This is a genomic window from Rhodococcus sp. IEGM 1302, from assembly GCF_030056935.1.
GTDB lineage: Bacteria > Actinomycetota > Actinomycetes > Mycobacteriales > Mycobacteriaceae > Rhodococcus_F > Rhodococcus_F qingshengii.
The window spans coordinates 187,478-205,270 of record NZ_JASHKY010000005.1; the positions used below are offsets into that span (position 1 = coordinate 187,478).

The following is a 17,793-nucleotide window of genomic DNA, read 5'->3' on the forward strand; positions in this document are numbered from 1 at the left end:
TCACGCCAGGAGTTGGGCGCAGCGCAACAATCCCAGATGGCTGTACGCCTGGGGGTGGTTGCCCAGCGAGCGTTCCGCGATGGGGTCGTACTCCTCCGCGAGTAGTCCGGTAGGACCCGCTGCCGCGACCAACTGATCGAACAGTGCCTCTGCTTGCAGGCGTTGTCCGATCAGCAGGTAGGCCTCGACGAGCCAGGCGGCGCAGAGGTGGAACCCACCTTCGATGCCGGGCAGACCGTCGTCGTGATGGTATCGGTATACCGTTGAGCCGCTGCGTAGTTCAGCCTCGGTGGCTACGACGGTCGCTGCAAAGCGCGGATCCGTCGGATCGATCAGCCCCGACAGTCCGATGTGCAGAGTCGCCGCGTCGAGATCGGTACCGTCGTAGGCTGCGGTGTACGACTGGACGTCGTCCTTCCAGCCTTTGTGTCGTACTTCGTCGGCGATCTGGTCACGCAGTTCCGCCCATTCCGGCAGAGCCTCGCGAGAAAAGCGGGTCGCAAGATCGACGGCGCGGTCGACGGTGACCCAGCCCATAACCTTGGAATAGACGTGGTGGCGCGGGTTGTCGCGAATTTCCCAGATGCCGTGATCGGGTTCGAACCAGCGCCGCTGCACTGCTTCGACCATGGCGCACACCAGTTCCCAGTCGCGGTCGCTCAAAGGATCGGGATCACCGGCCTTTTCGCGTGCATTCGCCAGTTCGACGATGAGCTCGACGATCGGGCCGAACACGTCCAGTTGAACCTGCTGATTCGCGGCGTTTCCGACGCGGACCGGCCGGGAGCCGGCGTATCCGGGGAGTGAATCGATGACGGCCTCTGGCGGTAGCGAAGTCCCGTAGAGCGTGTAGAGGGGGTGCAGGCGCTCGGGTCCCGGCAGTGTTTCGAGCACGCGGTGGACCCAGTCCAGGTAGTTCTCGGCCTCGTCGGTGGATCCGACGCTCACGAGAGCTGTTGCGGTGAGGGCGGCGTCGCGCAACCAGCAATAGCGGTAGTCCCAGTTGCGGACTCCGCCGATCTCTTCCGGCAGGGACGTCGTCGCGGCAGCCATGATGGAACCGGAATCGGCGTGGACCAGCCCGCGCAAGGTCAGTGCAGAGCGTTTCATCAAGTCCGGCTTCAGCTTCGGGAGTTCGAGCGTCTTGGCCCAATCGGACCAGTAGGCCTCCGAGGTCGCTCGACGCTCGAGCTCCGGAACGTCGGAAGGGCCGATTTCTTCTGTTCCGCAGCGCAATTCGAGGACGACGTCACCCTTGGACGGCTCGACGATGGCGTGGGCGGTCTGCTGGTTTCCGTCAGTGGCGATGTTCCACAGCACACCGGGGGAGCGGAGTACGTACGGCTCGTTGGTGCCGAGGACCCGAATGCCCTCGTCGACGACCTCGAGCGTGACCTGACCCTGGCCGAACTCGGGACGGGGTGCAAACGAGACGATCGCGTCGGCCTGACCTGAAATGATGCGGGTCAGGTCGGTTCGTCCCTGTGGGACGTCGTGGGGGAGGTAGTCGGTGACGGACAGGCTCGCCCAGCGGGTCTGAACTGTCATCGTGCTGTCGATGTACTTCTGGCTCAGCGGCAAGGCTGTGCGTCGAGGCCCGACCGAGAAGTGGCCGGCCCCGGTTCCGCCGAGAAGGTGTGCGAAGACGGCCGCTGAATCCGGTTCCGGGTGACACAACCAGGTCAGCGTCGCATCCGGGGTCACCAAAGCGACGGTGCGCGGACTGGCGAGCATCGAGAGTCGCTCGATGGGCGGAGCGTCGGCGCCGGAAAGCCACGTACGACGCTCGTCGAGCAGGAATGCCAGAGCGGCAGCGACGTCCTCGGTGCTGTCGACGCGATAGTCGGCGACGGTGTCCCCGCTGCCGACCTTGATTCCGATGTCCGGCCCCTGAAGCCTGCTGAACGCCTTTTCGTCGGTCACGTCGTCGCCGATGAAGACGGCAGCGGTTGCGCCGTCCTGATGGCGAATCAAGTCGAGTGCGTGCCCCTTGTCGGTGGCGATGACAGCCAACTCGACCACCGATTTGCCCTCGGTGACCTGAACGCCTGGCCAGAGTGCCGATTCGGTGCGGACGGCGATGAGCGCCTTCTCGGCGTCGTCGGCACTGGTGTTGCGTACGTGCAGTGCAACGCTGGCGGGCTTCTTCTCCACCGTTGCCCCAGGGGTGTCGGCGGCGATTCGGCCCAACTCGGTGACGATCTCGTCGAGCAGTTTCCTGGCGTCGGCGTCGATCGCGTGAACGAATCCGATGTCGAACTCGGAGCCGTGGCTGCCGACCAATTGCACTTCGGCGGGAAGTCGGGACAGCGCAGCCAGATCCTTGAGGGCGCGGCCCGAGATCACGGCAGCCGTCGTCGACGCGAGGCTGGCGAGAGAGCGAAGCGCACGCACCGTTTCCGCCCGGGGATACGCCTTGTCCGGGTTGGCGACGATGGGTGCCATCGTCCCGTCGTAGTCGGAGGCTACGAGCAGACGCGGCGTGCGTGCCACGCCTGACAGCGCTCGGCGGAGTTCGATGGACAGATCTTGTGCGCTCACCTCTTCAAATCTAGGTGATGCAGCGACTCCTGGCTCGATACGTTTCCGGCCGATCAGTGCAAAAATGACAGATGCGACAAAGGATGTCTACTCGGGTTTCCGAGTTCCGTCACCGAGCAGCAGTTCAACCGTCAATTCCAGTCGATTGGCGACATCGGTAGCCGAAGAGCGTCGCGTGAGCCATGCCACCAAATTGGACAGCCACACATCGGAAATCACGCGCGCGATCGCCAACTGCTCTTCGGTTGGCTCCTCTTCGGTCATCGCTCGTGCGAAGAGGCGGTCCATCAACTGGCCCACCTGATCGACCTCGGCCGCTGCGGAGGCGTCGGCGAACATGAACGCGCGAGTCATCGCTTCGGTGAGGAGCGGATCGCGCTGCATCGCGCGGGTGATGAGGCTGAGGATCAGCTGCATCCGCTCGAGCGGACTGGTTCCAGGCGGGATCTTGCCCTTGGAATCGATCTTCTCGAATTCGCGTGCCAGGGCGGACACCAGTAGGTGAACCTTGGACGGGAAGTAGCGATAGAGCGTTCCGACTGCGACGTCGGCACGCTCGGCCACGGCGCGCATCTGAACAGCCTCGTAGCCCCCCTTGGACGCCAAGGCGAGTGTTGCGTCGAGAATCCGCTTGCGGCGTTCACGTTGCGCGTTGGAGCTGAGATCGTCGTCCCCGAGCGTTGCAGAAGCAACCGCGTTGGAGCGGGATCGGGATGTTGTGGTCATCGACAAATTCCTTCGCGCCTTGACTCTTGGCCAGGTGTCATATTAGAACACGTTCTAAACAATTGTGTCACTTATCGAGAGGCGGGAACCAGTTGTGACAATCGCCACGACCGATGAACAGCGGGCGGTCCAGGAATCGATAGAGGCCTGGGCTCGCTCGGCCACGCCGATGGACATGGTACGCCGTGGACCAGCAGTTTCGTGGCGGGAGAAATGGTCCGAGTTCGCGTCTCTCGGGATATTTTCGGTCGCCGTTCCCGAAGCGGTAGGCGGAGCCGGGGCCGAAATCGTCGATCTCGCAGCAATGCTCGAGCAGGCGGCAATCGAACTCGTGCCGGGTCCTGTTCTCACGACTGCACTCGCAGCTCTGGTGGTGGGGCGTAGTTCGTCGCCCGCTGCCAAGCGATGGTCCGAAACGCTCGCCGACGGTGCGCTGCCGTGTGCCGTCGTATTGGACGAAAGTCCAGTTGCGGCAACGGCGAATGCGTCCGGCGGCATCGAGCTTCATGGCGAAGGAGGTTACGCCTGGGGCGGCGATTCAGGCGTATCGGTACTCGTGTCGGCGGGCGTCGTGTCCGAAGACGAAGGCTCGCGTGTCGTCTGGGCTCTCGTCGACGGAGACAGCGAAGGCGTGACCTACGAAGCGGTCGACACGATCGACAAGTCGCGACCACTGGCGCGAGTCTCCTTCGATCGAGTGACGGTCGATGCCGACCGAATCCTCGATGACATTGCGCCAGGATCGGTTTCCGACCTAGCGGCGGTACTTGGGGCTGCCGAAGCTGCCGGAATTGCGGCGTGGAGCCTGCGTACTGCGGTGGAGTACGCGAAGATTCGCGAACAATTCGGAAAGCCCATCGGCTCGTTCCAGGCGATCAAACACATCTGCGCCGAAATGCTGTGTCGCGTAGAGAATGCCGGAGCCGTCGCCTGGGATGGTGCGGTCGCTGCCGAGTCGGGCGACGAACTTCCGATCGCCGCAGCAGTGGCCGCCGCGGTGTCGCTGGATGCCGCTGTCGACACGGCAAAGGACTGCATTCAAGTGCTCGGCGGCATCGGATTCACCTGGGAGCACGAGGCGCACTTCTACCTTCGTCGAGCACTGTCGCTCCGGCAGATTCTGGGCGGATCGTCTCATTGGCGCGCACGCGTCGCGGAATTGACGATCGGCGGCGCACGGCGTCACCTTCAGATCGACTTGAGTGAGCTCGAATCCGACCGGTCCGAAATTCGCGAAGAGGTAGCGCAATTGGTGACGCTGCCCGAATCCGAGCAGCGCAACGCGTTGGCCGAATCGGGCTACCTTGCGCCGCACTGGCCCAAGCCGTACGGCCGGGGCGCCAAGGCCGCGCAACAGATTCTGATCGAAGAGGAATTGGCGGCCGTCGGTATCGGCCGACCTGATCTGGTGATCGGCTGGTGGGCAGTGCCGACCATCCTCGAGCACGGCAGTGCGGAGCAGATCGAAAGATTTGCGACTCCGACGCTCAAGGGCGAGATCACCTGGTGCCAGCTCTTCAGCGAACCCGGCGCAGGTTCCGATCTTGCCGCACTGCGCACGACCGCGGAAAAGGTCGACGGCGGTTGGAAGCTGAACGGCCAGAAAGTCTGGACTTCGCTTGCGCGTGAAGCTGACTGGGCCATCTGCCTCGCCAGGACCGATCGCGAGGTTCCCAAGCACAAGGGCATCACGTACTTCCTTCTCGACATGAAGACGGCCGGGATTCGGATCTCGCCGCTGCGCGAGATCACCGGAGATGCCCTGTTCAACGAAGTCTTCCTCGACGACGTCTTCGTCCCGGACGAGTGCGTCGTCGGCCAGCTCGGTGGAGGCTGGAAACTGGCCCGAACGACCCTCGCCAACGAGCGAGTCGCGATGAGCGGTGGCTCTTCGCTCGGCGGTGCGATGGAGGAATTGCTCGAGCTGGCCGGCGACCCCGATCCTGTGGTGGCAGACAAGCTCGGTGGGCTGATCGGAACCGCCATGGTGGGCTCACTGCTGGAATTGCGCACGACACTGCGGCAATTGGACGGTCAGGATCCGGGTCCGGCGTCGAGCGTCCGCAAGCTGGTGGGCGTGCGCCAGCGCCAGAATGTCGCGGAGTTCGCCATGGAATTGGGTGGTACTGCCGGGTGGGTGGAGGGCCCGCTTTCGCGTGAGTTCCTCAACACGCGATGCCTGTCGATTGCCGGCGGAACCACGCAGATTCTGTTGACCGTCGCCGCGGAGAGAATTCTGGGCCTGCCCCGTGATTAGACGGCGTGAGTAGAGGCCTTTAGAAATGTCCACGTTGGTGATACAACTAGAACACGTTCTACATCAGAGACAGGATTGCCAGCGTGGACTTCACTCCCGATGAAACCCAGGAAGCGGTAGCCGAGGTGGCTACCGCGCTCCTTGCCCGCGAACTGGAGCCGGACGCGCTTTGGGCGGCATTCGCCGATGCCGACCTGCTCACGTTGGCCCTGCCCGAGCGTCTGGGCGGCGAGGGACTCTCCGTCGCCGACGTCGGTTCCCTCCTCGTCGAGGTCGGCCGGGCCGCCGCTCCAATTCCGGCTCTCGCAACCCTCGGCTTCGGTGTACTCCCCATAGTCGCACTGGGGACCGACGCTCAACAGGACGAATTGCTCACCGGAGTCGGCGCCGGACGGGTGTTCACCGCGGCGCTCGGTGAGCCGGGTCAGCAGTTCCCGGCACAGCCGTCGACCACCGCCCATCAGTCGGGCGACTGGTATCGCGTCAGCGGGACGGTGCTTGCCGTGCCTTTCGCGGCGAGCGCACACAGAATTCTTGTGCCCACCGACGCCGGAGTCGTTCTCGTCGATCCGACCGCCGCCGGCGTCGCATTGACGCCGACTCCCAGTGCGTCCGGCAGTCCCGAGTTCGCAGTCACCATGGACGAGGCAGTCGGTGAACTTCTCGGTGCCGGCGAGGAAGCCGTCCAGACGCTGTACCGGATCGCCACGGCAAGCATCGGAGCCGTTGCAGATGGTTTGGTGTCCGGTGCCGTCGATCTCACTGCGGCGCATGTCGGCTCGCGTGAGCAATTCGGTAAGCCGCTCGCCACGTTCCAGGCAGTCTCACAACAGATAGCCGACGCGTACGTCACCTCTCGGACCCTTCACGTCGCGGCGTTGTCGGCGTCCTGGCGCGTGTCGGAGGGCCTGGACGCCCAGTCGGACCTCGACGTCATGGCGTACTGGATCGCCCAAGAAGTGCCTGCCACGATGCAGGTGCTTCACCACCTGCACGGCGGTCTGGGCGTCGACGTCACGTATCCACTTCATCGTTACTACTCGACTGCAAAAGACCTGGCACGCCTGCTCGGCGGTGCTTCGCAGCGACTCGACCTCGTGGGGGCCCGGTGTTCATCGATCTGACCGACAGTCAGCGCGCATTGCAAGCTGAACTTCGACGCTACTTCTCGACGCTGATCTCGCCCGAAGAGGCCAAGATCATGCGCGTGGAGCGGCATGGCCCTACCTATCGCGAGGTCATCCGTCGTATGGGCAAGGACGGCTGGCTCGGCGTCGGCTGGCCGGTGGAGTTCGGCGGACGTGGGTTCGGTGAAGTCGAGCAGCAGATTTTTGTCAACGAGGCTGTGCGGGCGGATGTCCCACTGCCTTCGGTGACGTTGCAGACCGTCGGCCCGACTCTGCAGAAGTACGGCAGCGAGGAGCAGAAGCAGAAATTCCTGCCCGCGATCCTCGCCGGTGAAGTGCACTTCGCGATCGGCTACACCGAACCGGAAGCCGGCACCGACCTTGCAGCACTGCGCACTTCGGCGGCACGAAATGGTGACGAGTACGTCGTCAACGGCCAGAAGATTTTCACCACCGGCGGGCATGACGCCGATTACGTGTGGCTCGCCGTGCGGACAGGGTCTGCCGATTCACGGCACCGCGGCATCTCCATCCTGATCATGGACACCAAAGATCCCGGCTACACCTGGACCCCGATCATCACCTGCGACGGTGCGCATCACGTCAACGCCACCTACTACGAGGACGTTCGCGTTCCGGCGAACATGCTTGTGGGTGAGGAGAATCAGGGCTGGCGCTTGATCACGACGCAGCTCAACCACGAGCGCGTCATGCTCGGTCCGGCAGGTCGTGTCGCAGGGATTTACGACCACGTCTTCGATTGGGCCAAGCGTGAAAACCTGCTTGATCACATTGACGTACGGCGCGCGCTCGGCGAAATACATGCGACGTACCGCCTCAACGAACTGCTCAACTGGCAAGTGGCGTCGAGTGATTCGGAGTCGGTGGATATCGCCGACGCTTCGGCAACCAAAGTGTTTGCGACCGAGCGTATCCAGCGGGTCGGTCGACTGGCGGAAGAGATCGTCGGGCGGTACGGAAATCCGATCGATCCCGAAACTGCTGATCTCATGGAGTGGCTGGACATGCAGATCAAGCGCAACCTGGTGATCACCTTCGGCGGTGGAGTCAACGAGGTGATGCGCGAATTGATCGCCACCGCCGGCCTGAAGCTTCCTCGCGTTCCGAGATAGGAAACAAATCGTGTCAGATCCCATTCTCACTGCTGCCGAGCGGGTTCGAGAGGACGGGCCAAGCGCTCCTCGCGCCGGCCGGGACCCCGTGAACCTGCCGATGATCCGCAACTGGGTCGAGGCGATAGGTGACGAGAACCCGATCTACGTCGACGAATCGGCTGCCCGCGCCGCCGGACACGACGGAATAGTCGCACCGCCGGCGATGGCGCAGGTATGGACGATGCGCGGTCTGGGGGCAATTCGAGAAGCCGACGACCCGTTGGGCCGGATGACGGACATCCTCGACGAGGCCGGATTCACCTCCGTCGTCGCGACCAACTGCGATCAGATCTACCACCGCTACTTGAAGCCGGGTGAAGAAGTCACCATCTCCTCGGTGTTGGAAGACGTAGTGGGACCCAAGAAGACAGGTCTTGGTGAAGGGTGGTTCTTCACTACCCGTAGCTTCTGGCGGGTCGGCGAAGAACTGGTCTCGGAGATGATGTTCCGGATCTTGAAGTTCGCGCCGCCAGTCAGCGAGAGTTCCTCCACTGACGTGCCTGCGGACCTGGACGCATCTCGAATGCTGCGTCCGACAGCATCCCTCGACACGCAGTTCTTCTGGGACGGTGTCGCCGCACACGAGTTACGTATTCAACTGCGTGCGGACGGGTCGGTACAGCACCCGCCGGTGCCCGCGATCTGGAAAGACAAGTCGGAGCAGACCGACTACGTGGTCGCGTCAGGTCGGGGAACGGTCTTCAGCTTTGTCGTTCACCACGCCCCCAAGGTTCCTGGTCGGTCGTTGCCGTTCGTCGTGGCCCTGGTCGAACTGCCCGAGGGTGTGCGGATGCTCGGCGAATTGCGCGGCGTCGATCCGTCGAGTGTGTCGATCGGAATGGAGGTGGAGGCGATCTACCTCGACTTCCCCGGAGACGACGAGACCGGGGGAACTCCCTGGACTCTGTACGCCTGGCAGCCGGTTTCTGTGTCTGCGGTGTCTGCGGTTTCTGCGGTGAAGGAGTGACGATGACTTCGACGACGGATATCACTGTGGGAGAGGTTCTTCCGCAGCTTTCGATTTACGGCGACCCGACGTTTGTGGTCTCGGCGGCGCTCGCTACCCGCGATTTTCAAGATGTTCACCACGACCGCGATCTCGCACAGAAACGCGGCTCGAAGGACATCTTCGTCAACATCCTCACCGACACCGGCTTGGTGCAGCGATTCGTGACCGATTGGGCAGGACCGCGGGCTGTACTCACGTCGATCAAACTCCGCCTCGGAGTCCCCTGGTACGCCTACGACACCTTGACGCTCTCCGGAACGGTGACCTCCTACGACGAGGATCTCGTGTCACTCGCGGTGGTCGGCAAGAACAGCCTGGGAGATCACATCACCGCACAGGTCACACTGGCATTTCCGGCGTCGGGCTCGAATGGAGACACTGAAAACGGAGACATTGAATGAGCGCATTGTCCGGCAAGGCAGCGATCGTCGGAATCGGAGCCACGGATTTCTCGAAGGACTCCGGTCGCAGTGAACTGCGACTGGCCGCCGAGGCTGTTCAAGCCGCGTTGGACGACGCCGGTCTGACACCCGCCGACGTCGACGGTCTTACCTCGTTCACCATGGACACCAACACCGAAGTGGCAGTAGCTCGTTCGGTGGGGATTCCGAACCTCAAGTTCTTCAGCCGCATTCACTACGGAGGCGGTGCCGCTGCGGCGACGATTCAGCAGGCCGCCATGGCTGTTGCCACCGGCGTCGCAGACGTCGTCGTCGCTTACCGCGCGTTCAACGAGCGATCGGGTGCGCGTTTCGGGCAGGTGAACTCCGGCCTTGTGGCGCAGGTCAATTCGTCGGGCACGGATAACGCCTTTTCCTATCCTCACGGATTGGGTACTCCTGCATCGTTTGTCGCGATGGTCGCGCAGCGATACATGCACGTATACGGAGCGTCCAGCGAGGACTTCGGTCGAATCGCCGTCGCGGACCGTAAGCATGCAGCCACCAATCCGAAGGCGTTCTTCTACGGAAAACCGATTACCCTCGAGGACCATCAGAATTCGCGGTTCATCGCCGAACCTTTGCATCTTCTCGATTGCTGCCAGGAGTCCGACGGCGGCATCGCGATCGTCGTCACCTCGCCAGAACGAGCCAAAGATCTGAAGAACACCCCCGCCGTTATCGCTGCCGCCGCACAGGGCAGCGGGGCAGATCAATACATCATGACCAGCTATTACCGCGACGGTTTGACCGGCCTACCGGAGATGGGCCTTGTCGGCGATCAGCTCTGGTCACAAAGTGGGCTGCGCCCGTCGGACATGCAGACGGCGATCTTCTACGACCACTTCACGCCCTATGTTCTGATGCAGCTCGAGGAACTCGGTTTCTGTGGCAGGGGAGAGGCAAAGGACTTCATCGCCGGTGGCGCAATCGAACTCGGCGGCAAGCTTCCGATCAACACCCATGGTGGACAGCTCGGCGAGGCATACATTCACGGGATGAACGGTATCGCCGAGGGTGTTCGGCAGATCCGCGGTACTTCGGTCAACCAGGTCGACTCCGTCGAGAATGTACTGGTGACTGCGGGAACGGGCGTTCCGACATCGGGGCTTGTGCTGACTCGCTGATTATCGTGGGCACAGCTTCATCAAGCGTCACGGCCGGTTGGCACCGCATCGAGGTCTCCTTCGATGCGGTGCTCGGTTCGTGTTCTGTTGTCGCCAAAGAGGTTTGACCTCTCAGGTTTTGAAGGTGGTGTTCGCCGGCCTGGGTTGCTGTCCGGGGTCGATCGAGGGTGGCGGGATGAACCAGGGTTTGTTGTCGGCGCCGATGCGGATTTTCCATTTCCCGACGAACCCGGATTTGCGGTGCATCAGCCGGTGATGTGAACGGCACAGCAGGACCAGGTTGTTCATCACCGTCGGGCCACCGTTGGCCCAGTGCTTAATGTGGTGCGCATCGGTCCAGGCGGGTACGCATGTGCAGCCGGGGAAGGCGCAGCCCTTGTCTCGGGCGATCAACGCGACGCGTTGATCGGCGGTGACCAACCTCTTTCCTGGTTTCGCATCGAGCGGTGCGCCGTGATCGTCGAGCAGGACGGTGGAGAGGAAGCAGTCGCAGCCGAGGAGTCTGGTCTGTGACACGGACAGTGGTCCGAGCCAGGGCATGTGCCCGACATCGAGATCCGATACAGCCATTCCGTCATCAGAAGTGGAGGGTGTTGCGGCGCAGTCCCGGTGCTCCGCAAGATCGCGAGCGTTGATGTGCACGTTCACGTGCGGACGCTGACCACCATCGGTGCCGGTCTTGGCGCAATCGAGATAGCGGCGGATCAGTTCGGTGAACCCGTCGGCCGTGCGTTTCGCCGCCGACCGGGCATCGGGGGTTCCGTCCGGTGCCGGGGTGGGCATCGTCAGATTCGACAACGCAGACAACAGCATTTCGCCGGTGAGGGCGTCGAAATCACCGCGCATCACCACTCGACCGTTCAATGTCGACGCGATCCGCAACTCGTTCCGGTCGACGTCTTCGGCGGGTGGAATCTCATCCGATTCGAACAACCGCTCCAAGGTCGCGATCACGTTCCGCACCTTCGTGGTCGTGGACTCGACACCGGATGCAGCAGCCAACAGTAGGTCGATGCACTTCGGTAGCGCCTCCTCCGGCATGCCTTTCGGTGGTGATTCGCAGAACGCCACGATCAACACGGCATGCTCGAACGAGCAATCCCCGCCATCGAACCGAGCCGCCACAGCCGGAAACGGCCGCAAAGCCGCACCCAATGCGGCGATCTTCTTCCCGTCCCGAACCTGCAGCATCGTGTTGGCCGCCAACCACGAACCGACCCCGCGGCTGGCGATCACCTGATCATCCGGGCGCATCGAGAGTTCGTCGACCACTGCCACCCGCACAGCCTCGAGACGAAGAATCTCCGCGCTCGCCGACACCGCAGCCGCACGTAACTCAGCAGCCGACAACTGCCACAGACGTCCGCGTAACCCCACCGCAGAACCCGAAACCACGTCCGACAACAAGACACTCATTGAATCCCCCGATCCCCTCCCCAAATCATACTCGAACATGCGTTCGAGTCAAGAGGTGCTTTTGGGCTCGCTCTAGGATCGCTGGATGTTCACGTTGACTACGGAACGCCTTGTTCTTCGAGATTTCACTGCCGCGGATGAAGGTGCCGTCCATCAGTACGCGTCCGACCCTGCCGTCTGTAGATATGTTGATTGGGGGCCGAACACCCCCGCGGTGACCAGGGCATTCCTGGCGGACGCGGCACTCGAAGCTGCGCTCGTCGAACGTCGCACGTTCACCCTGGCCATCACGTCGAAGGCCGATGGAGCAGTCATCGGCTCGATAGCTGTGTGGGAAGTATCCGCCGCGCACCGGCGGGCGGAACTCGGTTTTGTCGTGAACCCGAAGTTCCAAGGGCGGGGCTATGCGTCGGAGGCGGGGCGCGCGGTTCTGGAATTCGCCTTTGCTCGCTTCGGAGCGCAGCGAGTGCAGGCAACGTGTCGTCCGGAGAATTCGGCGTCGGCGTCGGTGCTCACCAAAATCGGAATGGAGGAGGAGGGGCGAATGAGGGCACACATGGTGATCCGGGGGACCGCGGTGGATTCGCTGCTTTTTGCTGCAACACGACCCGCCGCCGTACAGCCAGAGATCACGTCAGCTCACTTCGCGTGACCTTCCCGGGCCCTGGTGCGATACTCGAACCATGTTCGAGGATGCCTTGCTCATCGACGCGGCCGGCCGGCCCACTATGCAGCATCACCAGGCCTTTTCTCGGGACTGGGACCGCATCAAGGAGTGGTCCGACAACATCTACATGCCGTATACGGTCACGCCGATCGGAAGTCGGTTGAAGCCGGCTTCGGACATGTACTCCGCGGCAGTCGGCAAGATCGACGTCACCAGATTCTGTTACGGGATTCCGGTCTCCGTCGGTGAATGTTCGCCTGAGGCCGGAAACATTCTGGTTCTGACGACTATCAGAGGCAACGGTCGACATGCCCTCGGCGGAGGAACTGCGGTGAATACTGCCGTGGGGGAGACCTTTGTCGCCGACTGTAGCCGGACCGACTACTTCGTCGAATTCGACGAAGATCATCTGCAGCTGAATCTCACTGTGCCGCATCAGCTTGTCGCCGATCACGCCATGCAATGGTTCGGGTCGGTTCCCGACGACCGTCTGTGGCGGCACAAGTGCACCATCGGCGGGCGGGGCTCGAGTTGGCTGGCATTGATGGACTACGTCGTTCGCGCAATTGCAGAGTCGCCTGAGGCGATGTCGAGCGAAAGGCTGGGTGCCAGAGTTCAAGAACTCATCGCGGCTCAGCTTCTCGACGAGTGGGCGACGCAGGCCGGGCTGCAACTCGGCGTCGACGTCGCCTCCGCCGAACCTGCCTACGTGCGATCTGCAGAGGAGTACATCGATACGTTTGCTCGCTCGGTGCCGACGGCATCGGAGATCGCGGCTGCGGTGGGTGTCAGTGTCCGGGCGCTCACTGCGGGATTTCGACGGTACCGAGACACCACGCCGGGGCAACGATTGCGCGCGCGTCGGTTGGAGGGTGTACGCGGCGAACTGTTGCGTTCCGACGGGAGAACCGTCTCCGAAATCGCCAACGCCTGGGGCTACGTCAATCTGGGTATGTTTGCGGCCACATACCGGAAACGGTTCGGAGAGTTGCCTTCCGAGACCCGGAATCGACTCTGAGGACAGTTGTTTGAACGGTCATGACGATCGTTTTACGCACTCGATGAACTGCCGTGATCCGTTGTTTCGTGTCGGAGCGTTCTGCAAGGATTGAAATCGAACGTGACAGCAATCCCACGAGCTAGGAGTACGTCATGGCAACTCGACTCAATCCGTACATCAGCTTCAACGGCAATGCCCGTGAGGCGTTGGAGTTCTACAAAGAAATCTTTGGTGGCACGCTGGCGCTGAGCACGTTCGGTGAGTTCGGCAATCCCGGTGAAGGCGGCGACAAGATCATGCACGGAATGCTCGAAACCGATCAGGGATACACCCTGATGGGTGCCGACACTCCGCCCGGCATGCCGTACAACCCCGGCGACAACATCACGGTCAGCCTCAGCGGCGACGACGGCGATGTGCTGCGCGGGTACTGGGAGCAGTTGTCGGGAACGGGAACGGTGAGCGTTCCACTCGAGAAGCAGATGTGGGGCGACGAATTCGGCGCCTGTACAGACAAATTCGGCATTTCCTGGCTGGTGAATATCGGAGCGCCCCAGAGCTGACTCCAAGCTCTGCCCGGTTCTGCCGAAACGAGACAGTTTTACTGCCGTTTCGAGGCAGAACCGGGTATGTGATCGCCGTTACATTCTGTTCGACAAGATAAGTTGCAAGTCGGATGGAGAAATGCAGTGACGATCGAAGATATTGCGCGGAAGCCCCTTTCGAAGCAGCACCTCGACGACGTGCTGGCGCGAGCAACTCAGCGGGCTGACCGAGTCCCGGGTGTCGTCGCGATGATCACGGATCGAGAAGGCAACATCTACGAGGGTGCAGCCGGTGAGCGGGCTCTCGGTCACGGCGAACCGATGACCCTCGATACAACCTTTGCGCTCTTCTCCACCACCAAGGCGATTACCGGTACCGCTGTCCTGCAATGTGTGGAGGAGGGGTTGCTCGATCTCGATGCACCTGCAGCGACCTATGTTCCCGACATCGGTGAGCTGAAGGTCCTGGACGGTTTCGACGCCGGCGGAAACCCCGTTCTTCGGGAACCCAAGCGTGACATCACCACTCGCATGCTGCTCCTTCACACTGCAGGGTTCGGCTACGACTTCTTCAACGAGTCGTACAACCGGCTCTCGCAGGAACATGGGCAGCCCAGCGTGATCACGTGTAGCAAAGCGGCGCTCACGACACCGCTGCTCTTCGACCCGGGTGAGAAGTGGGAGTACGGCACCAACATCGACTGGGCCGGACAGGTCGTCGAGTCGATTCGAGGTCAGCGACTCGGCGATGTCATGCGCGAGCGCATCTTCGAACCTCTCGAGATGACGGATACGGCATTCACGATGAGCCCGTCGATGAAGGATCGACTTGCACCGATCCATCAGCGCGAGAGCGACGGAAGCCTCACTCCGCTCATCGGATTCGAGCTTCCGGCCGAACCCGAGGTGCACATGGGTGGTCACGGTTTGCACGGCACTGTCGGCGACTACATGAAGTTCATCCGTATGTGGCTCAACGACGGCGCGGGCACTTCGGGTCGCGTGTTGTCGTCGGAGACGGTAGCTGCAGCCGTTCAGAACGGGCTCGAAGGCCAGCACGTGGGGTTGTTGCCCGGAGTTCTCCCGACGCTGTCCAACGATGCGGAATTCTTCCCCGGTGTACCCAAAGGATGGGCATACTCCTTCATGACAAATGAAGAGGTGGCACCCACCGGTAGGCCGGCCGGATCGCTGGCTTGGGCGGGTCTTGCCAACCTCTATTACTGGATCGACCGGCAGACCGGCGTCGGCGGGTTCTGGGCAACGCAGATTCTGCCGTTCGCGGACGCTGGATCCATCAACGGATACCTGGAATTCGAGACCGCCGTTTACCAGTGATCGGCTGGATTCCCGCTGTCCGGGATCGACTGTTTCTTTCGGGCGGGTTCGGAGTACGCATGCAGTACAGCGCACGCTTGCATACGACGAACTAGGAGACGGCATGAACAGCCTCGAAGGCAGCTTCGAAGGAAAAGTTGCACTGATCACCGGCGCCGCACGCGGTCAGGGGCGCGCCCACGCTGTCGCATTCGCGGAGCGTGGCGCGGACATCGTGATCTGCGACCGGTGCGAGAACAGTGATGTCGTCGCCTACCCCCTCGCAAACGAGGAGGATCTGAAGGAAACCGTTCGTTTGGTGGAAGCCACCGGTCGTCGGTGCATTGCCGTCAAGGCAGACACTGCTGATCGCGACGCAATGGACGCGCTCGTTGCCCGCGCTGAAGCCGAGTTCGGCCGTGTCGACATCGCCGTCGCGAATGCCGGTGTGTCCGTGCCCGCTCCGATCACGTCGATGACGTCGGCGCAGTGGAACGAAGTCATCTCGTCGAACCTGACCGGTGTGTTCAACACCGTTGCAGCCGTGTCAGGTGGAATGGCGGAACGCGGTTACGGTCGCATCATCACGATTTCCTCGATGATGGGTCGCTCCGGTGGCACCCAGATGGCTGCGTACGGCGCCTCCAAGTGGGGCGTCATCGGTTTGACGAAGAGTGTGTCGCTCGAACTGGCAAACTCGGGTGTGACCGTGAATGCTATTGCACCGGGGAACATCTCGACGCCGATGATTCACAACGACATGATGTACGCGATGATGCGGCCTGACCTCGAATCGCCGACGGCAGACGACGTCGAACCCGTGTACGCGACTCTGCATGCGCAGCCGGTCGGTTGGCTGGATCCCTTCGAGATCACGCGAGTAGTCCTGTTCCTCGCCGCCGACGCGAGTGCCCACATGAGTGGCATCGTGGTTCCTGTCGACGCCGGAGTAGCCGCTCGCTCGAACGCTTGACGGACAAGACTGTTCGCGCGAAAGCGCGGACCGCGTGGGTCGTCGGCGTCCTGAGTCTGAGCGGTGTGGTGGTCGCGCTGCAACAGACCTTGGTGGTGCCGGTCCTGCCTGCGTTCGCGACGGCATCGGGAGTATCGTCGTCCACCGCTTCCTGGCTGGTGACCTCGACATTGCTGACCGGTGCCGTCGCGACCCCTCTCATCGGCAGACTCGCCGACATGTTCGGAAAGCGCGCGATGATGCTCGTCTGCCTTGCCGTGATGATCGTCGGCTGCATGGTTGCTGCGCTCAGCCAGAGTTTCTGGTTACTGATCCTCGGACGCTCGTTGCAGGGGTTCGCGACGGCACTTCTGCCCGTCGGAATCAGCATCATGCGCGATGTCCTTCCTCCGGAAAAGCTCAGTGGTGCAGTAGCTCTCATGAGTGCGACGTTGGGGATCGGCGGCATGTTCGGTATGCCGATGGCGGGGGTGATCTCGGCGCACTGGGGGCTACCCGCGCTTTTCTGGGTCACCGGTGGATTCGGGGTCGTACTGATAGTCGTCTTGCCTCTGGTGGTGCCGGAATCGGCTGTGAAGAGTCGCGGACGCTTCGACTTTCTGGGAGCCACAGTCCTCACGCTCGCTATGACTGCACTGCTGCTGGCCGTTTCGAAAGGAACCGAATGGGGCTGGGCAAGCCCCGAGGTTCTGGTTCTGATCGCGTCCGGCGTGGTCTTGCTCTGTGGATGGATTCCGTGGGAACTGCACACGCCGGCACCGCTGGTCGATCTGCGGACTTCCCTTCGCGCTCCGATTCTGGTTTCGAACGTCTGCGCAGTATTACTCGGTTTTGCCATGTTCATCAGCGCGTTGGCGGCAACGCAGGAACTTCAGTTGCCCCTGGCGTCGGCGGACGGTCTCGGACTCTCGGCTGCCGAAGCCGGACTGGCGATGATGCCGGGCGGAGTCCTGATGATCGGATTGGCGCCGGTGTCGTCGAAGGTGACGAGGCGATGGGGAGCGAAGGCCACGTTGGCCTCAGGAGCGATCGTCATCGCAATCGGATACGTCTTGCGTGTGCTGTTGACGCCGACGCTGGTCAATATCGTGATCGGCGCTGCCGTGGTATCGGCCGGTGTGGCATTTTCCCTGGCAGCCATGCCGACTCTGATCACCGAATCTGCGCCGATCCATCAGACCGCCTCGGCCAACGGATTCAACAGCCTGCTCCGTTCGGTCGGTACCTCCACCGGAAGCGCCGTTGCGGCAGCGGTATTGGCCGGTTCGACGGTGGTGATCGGTGCGAGCACTGTGCCGACCCTGCATTCGTTCGCGGTTTTGTACTGGATCGGAGCGGGCGTATCGGCACTGGCGGCCGCGGTGACCTTGGCAGTGAGGGTGGAGCGGACGGGGGCGGTATCGCGGCCCGAGTTACCAATTGCAGCCGAAACCGATGGCGCAACGAAGATCGGGTGAGTCGACGGACTCACCC

The 17,793-nt window shown here is 62.3% G+C and carries 15 protein-coding genes; 12 read left to right on the top strand and 3 right to left on the bottom strand.

Annotated features, from left to right (window positions below):
• Positions 1-2,541, bottom strand: a complete 2,541-nt coding sequence (gene otsB, locus QM609_RS11765; RefSeq protein WP_003945932.1) for a trehalose-phosphatase — start codon at positions 2,539-2,541, stop codon at positions 1-3.
• Between the two features lie 87 nt (positions 2,542-2,628).
• Complete coding sequence (kstR, locus tag QM609_RS11770) at positions 2,629-3,267, bottom strand: cholesterol catabolism transcriptional regulator KstR (RefSeq protein WP_003945752.1); 639 nt, start codon at positions 3,265-3,267, stop codon at positions 2,629-2,631.
• 94 nt (positions 3,268-3,361) lie between these two features.
• On the opposite strand from kstR, the gene QM609_RS11775 reads away from it, so the two are divergent.
• The 6 genes from QM609_RS11775 to QM609_RS11800 all read left to right on the top strand — a co-directional run bounded on the left by QM609_RS11775 (position 3,362) and on the right by QM609_RS11800 (position 10,402).
• The gene (locus QM609_RS11775) at positions 3,362-5,524 is read left to right on the top strand and encodes an acyl-CoA dehydrogenase family protein (protein ID WP_007734000.1); all 2,163 of its coding nucleotides are present in this window, start codon (positions 3,362-3,364) and stop codon (positions 5,522-5,524) included.
• 83 nt (positions 5,525-5,607) lie between these two features.
• Positions 5,608-6,648: an acyl-CoA dehydrogenase family protein gene (locus QM609_RS11780; RefSeq protein WP_050657065.1), complete on the top strand. Its 1,041-nt coding sequence runs from the start codon at positions 5,608-5,610 to the stop codon at positions 6,646-6,648.
• A complete protein-coding gene (locus QM609_RS11785) occupies positions 6,633-7,784 on the top strand; it encodes an acyl-CoA dehydrogenase family protein (protein ID WP_050657066.1) in 1,152 nt (383 codons plus the stop codon). The genes QM609_RS11780 and QM609_RS11785 overlap by 16 nt, the downstream gene beginning before the upstream one ends.
• A 7-nt stretch (positions 7,785-7,791) precedes the next feature.
• The gene (locus QM609_RS11790) at positions 7,792-8,793 is read left to right on the top strand and encodes a bifunctional MaoC family dehydratase N-terminal/OB-fold nucleic acid binding domain-containing protein (protein ID WP_051649499.1); all 1,002 of its coding nucleotides are present in this window, start codon (positions 7,792-7,794) and stop codon (positions 8,791-8,793) included.
• A gap of 2 nt (positions 8,794-8,795) precedes the next feature.
• Positions 8,796-9,236, top strand: coding sequence for a MaoC family dehydratase (locus QM609_RS11795; protein WP_042920527.1), 441 nt, complete (start codon positions 8,796-8,798; stop codon positions 9,234-9,236).
• Positions 9,233-10,402, top strand: coding sequence for a lipid-transfer protein (locus QM609_RS11800; protein WP_019746856.1), 1,170 nt, complete (start codon positions 9,233-9,235; stop codon positions 10,400-10,402). Before QM609_RS11795 ends, QM609_RS11800 begins: the two co-directional genes overlap by 4 nt.
• Before the next feature lie 111 nt (positions 10,403-10,513).
• Here the strand turns inward: QM609_RS11800 and QM609_RS11805 are convergent, their stop codons facing one another.
• Complete coding sequence (locus QM609_RS11805; RefSeq protein WP_118606820.1) at positions 10,514-11,818, bottom strand: HNH endonuclease signature motif containing protein; 1,305 nt, start codon at positions 11,816-11,818, stop codon at positions 10,514-10,516.
• Between the two features lie 85 nt (positions 11,819-11,903).
• Here QM609_RS11805 and QM609_RS11810 point away from each other — a divergent pair, with 85 nt between their 5' ends.
• From QM609_RS11810 to QM609_RS11835, 6 genes are all read left to right on the top strand, one after another.
• Entirely contained in the window at positions 11,904-12,470 is a 567-nt protein-coding gene (locus tag QM609_RS11810) for a GNAT family N-acetyltransferase (RefSeq protein ID WP_076948569.1), read from the top strand.
• Positions 12,471-12,501: 31 nt separating this feature from the next.
• Positions 12,502-13,503, top strand: coding sequence for an AraC family transcriptional regulator (locus QM609_RS11815; RefSeq protein WP_007734026.1), 1,002 nt, complete (start codon positions 12,502-12,504; stop codon positions 13,501-13,503).
• 134 nt (positions 13,504-13,637) lie between these two features.
• Positions 13,638-14,048 carry a VOC family protein gene (locus QM609_RS11820; protein ID WP_047269632.1) on the top strand — a complete coding sequence of 137 codons (411 nt, stop codon included), beginning with the start codon at positions 13,638-13,640 and terminating at the stop codon, positions 14,046-14,048.
• A 126-nt stretch (positions 14,049-14,174) separates the two neighbouring features.
• Positions 14,175-15,368, top strand: a complete 1,194-nt coding sequence (acmB, locus tag QM609_RS11825) for a methyl acetate hydrolase AcmB (RefSeq protein ID WP_064111503.1) — start codon at positions 14,175-14,177, stop codon at positions 15,366-15,368.
• 103 nt (positions 15,369-15,471) lie between these two features.
• Positions 15,472-16,320, top strand: coding sequence for a mycofactocin-coupled SDR family oxidoreductase (locus QM609_RS11830; RefSeq protein WP_003945658.1), 849 nt, complete (start codon positions 15,472-15,474; stop codon positions 16,318-16,320).
• A complete protein-coding gene (locus QM609_RS11835) occupies positions 16,317-17,777 on the top strand; it encodes an MFS transporter (RefSeq protein WP_076948570.1) in 1,461 nt (486 codons plus the stop codon). The genes QM609_RS11830 and QM609_RS11835 overlap by 4 nt, the downstream gene beginning before the upstream one ends.
• Positions 17,778-17,793 lie beyond the last annotated feature (16 nt).

Excerpts from the sequence above, each read along its gene's own strand:
- kstR (WP_003945752.1), bottom strand. The coding sequence starts at position 3,267 with ATGACCACAACATCCCGATCCCGCTCCAACGCGGTTGCTTCTGCAACG.
- QM609_RS11795 (WP_042920527.1), top strand. The coding sequence starts at position 8,796 with ATGACTTCGACGACGGATATCACTGTGGGAGAGGTTCTTCCGCAGCTT.
- QM609_RS11800 (WP_019746856.1), top strand. The coding sequence starts at position 9,233 with ATGAGCGCATTGTCCGGCAAGGCAGCGATCGTCGGAATCGGAGCCACG.
- QM609_RS11805 (WP_118606820.1), bottom strand. The coding sequence starts at position 11,818 with ATGAGTGTCTTGTTGTCGGACGTGGTTTCGGGTTCTGCGGTGGGGTTA.
- QM609_RS11810 (WP_076948569.1), top strand. The coding sequence starts at position 11,904 with ATGTTCACGTTGACTACGGAACGCCTTGTTCTTCGAGATTTCACTGCC.
- QM609_RS11815 (WP_007734026.1), top strand. The coding sequence starts at position 12,502 with ATGTTCGAGGATGCCTTGCTCATCGACGCGGCCGGCCGGCCCACTATG.
- QM609_RS11820 (WP_047269632.1), top strand. The coding sequence starts at position 13,638 with ATGGCAACTCGACTCAATCCGTACATCAGCTTCAACGGCAATGCCCGT.
- QM609_RS11830 (WP_003945658.1), top strand. The coding sequence starts at position 15,472 with ATGAACAGCCTCGAAGGCAGCTTCGAAGGAAAAGTTGCACTGATCACC.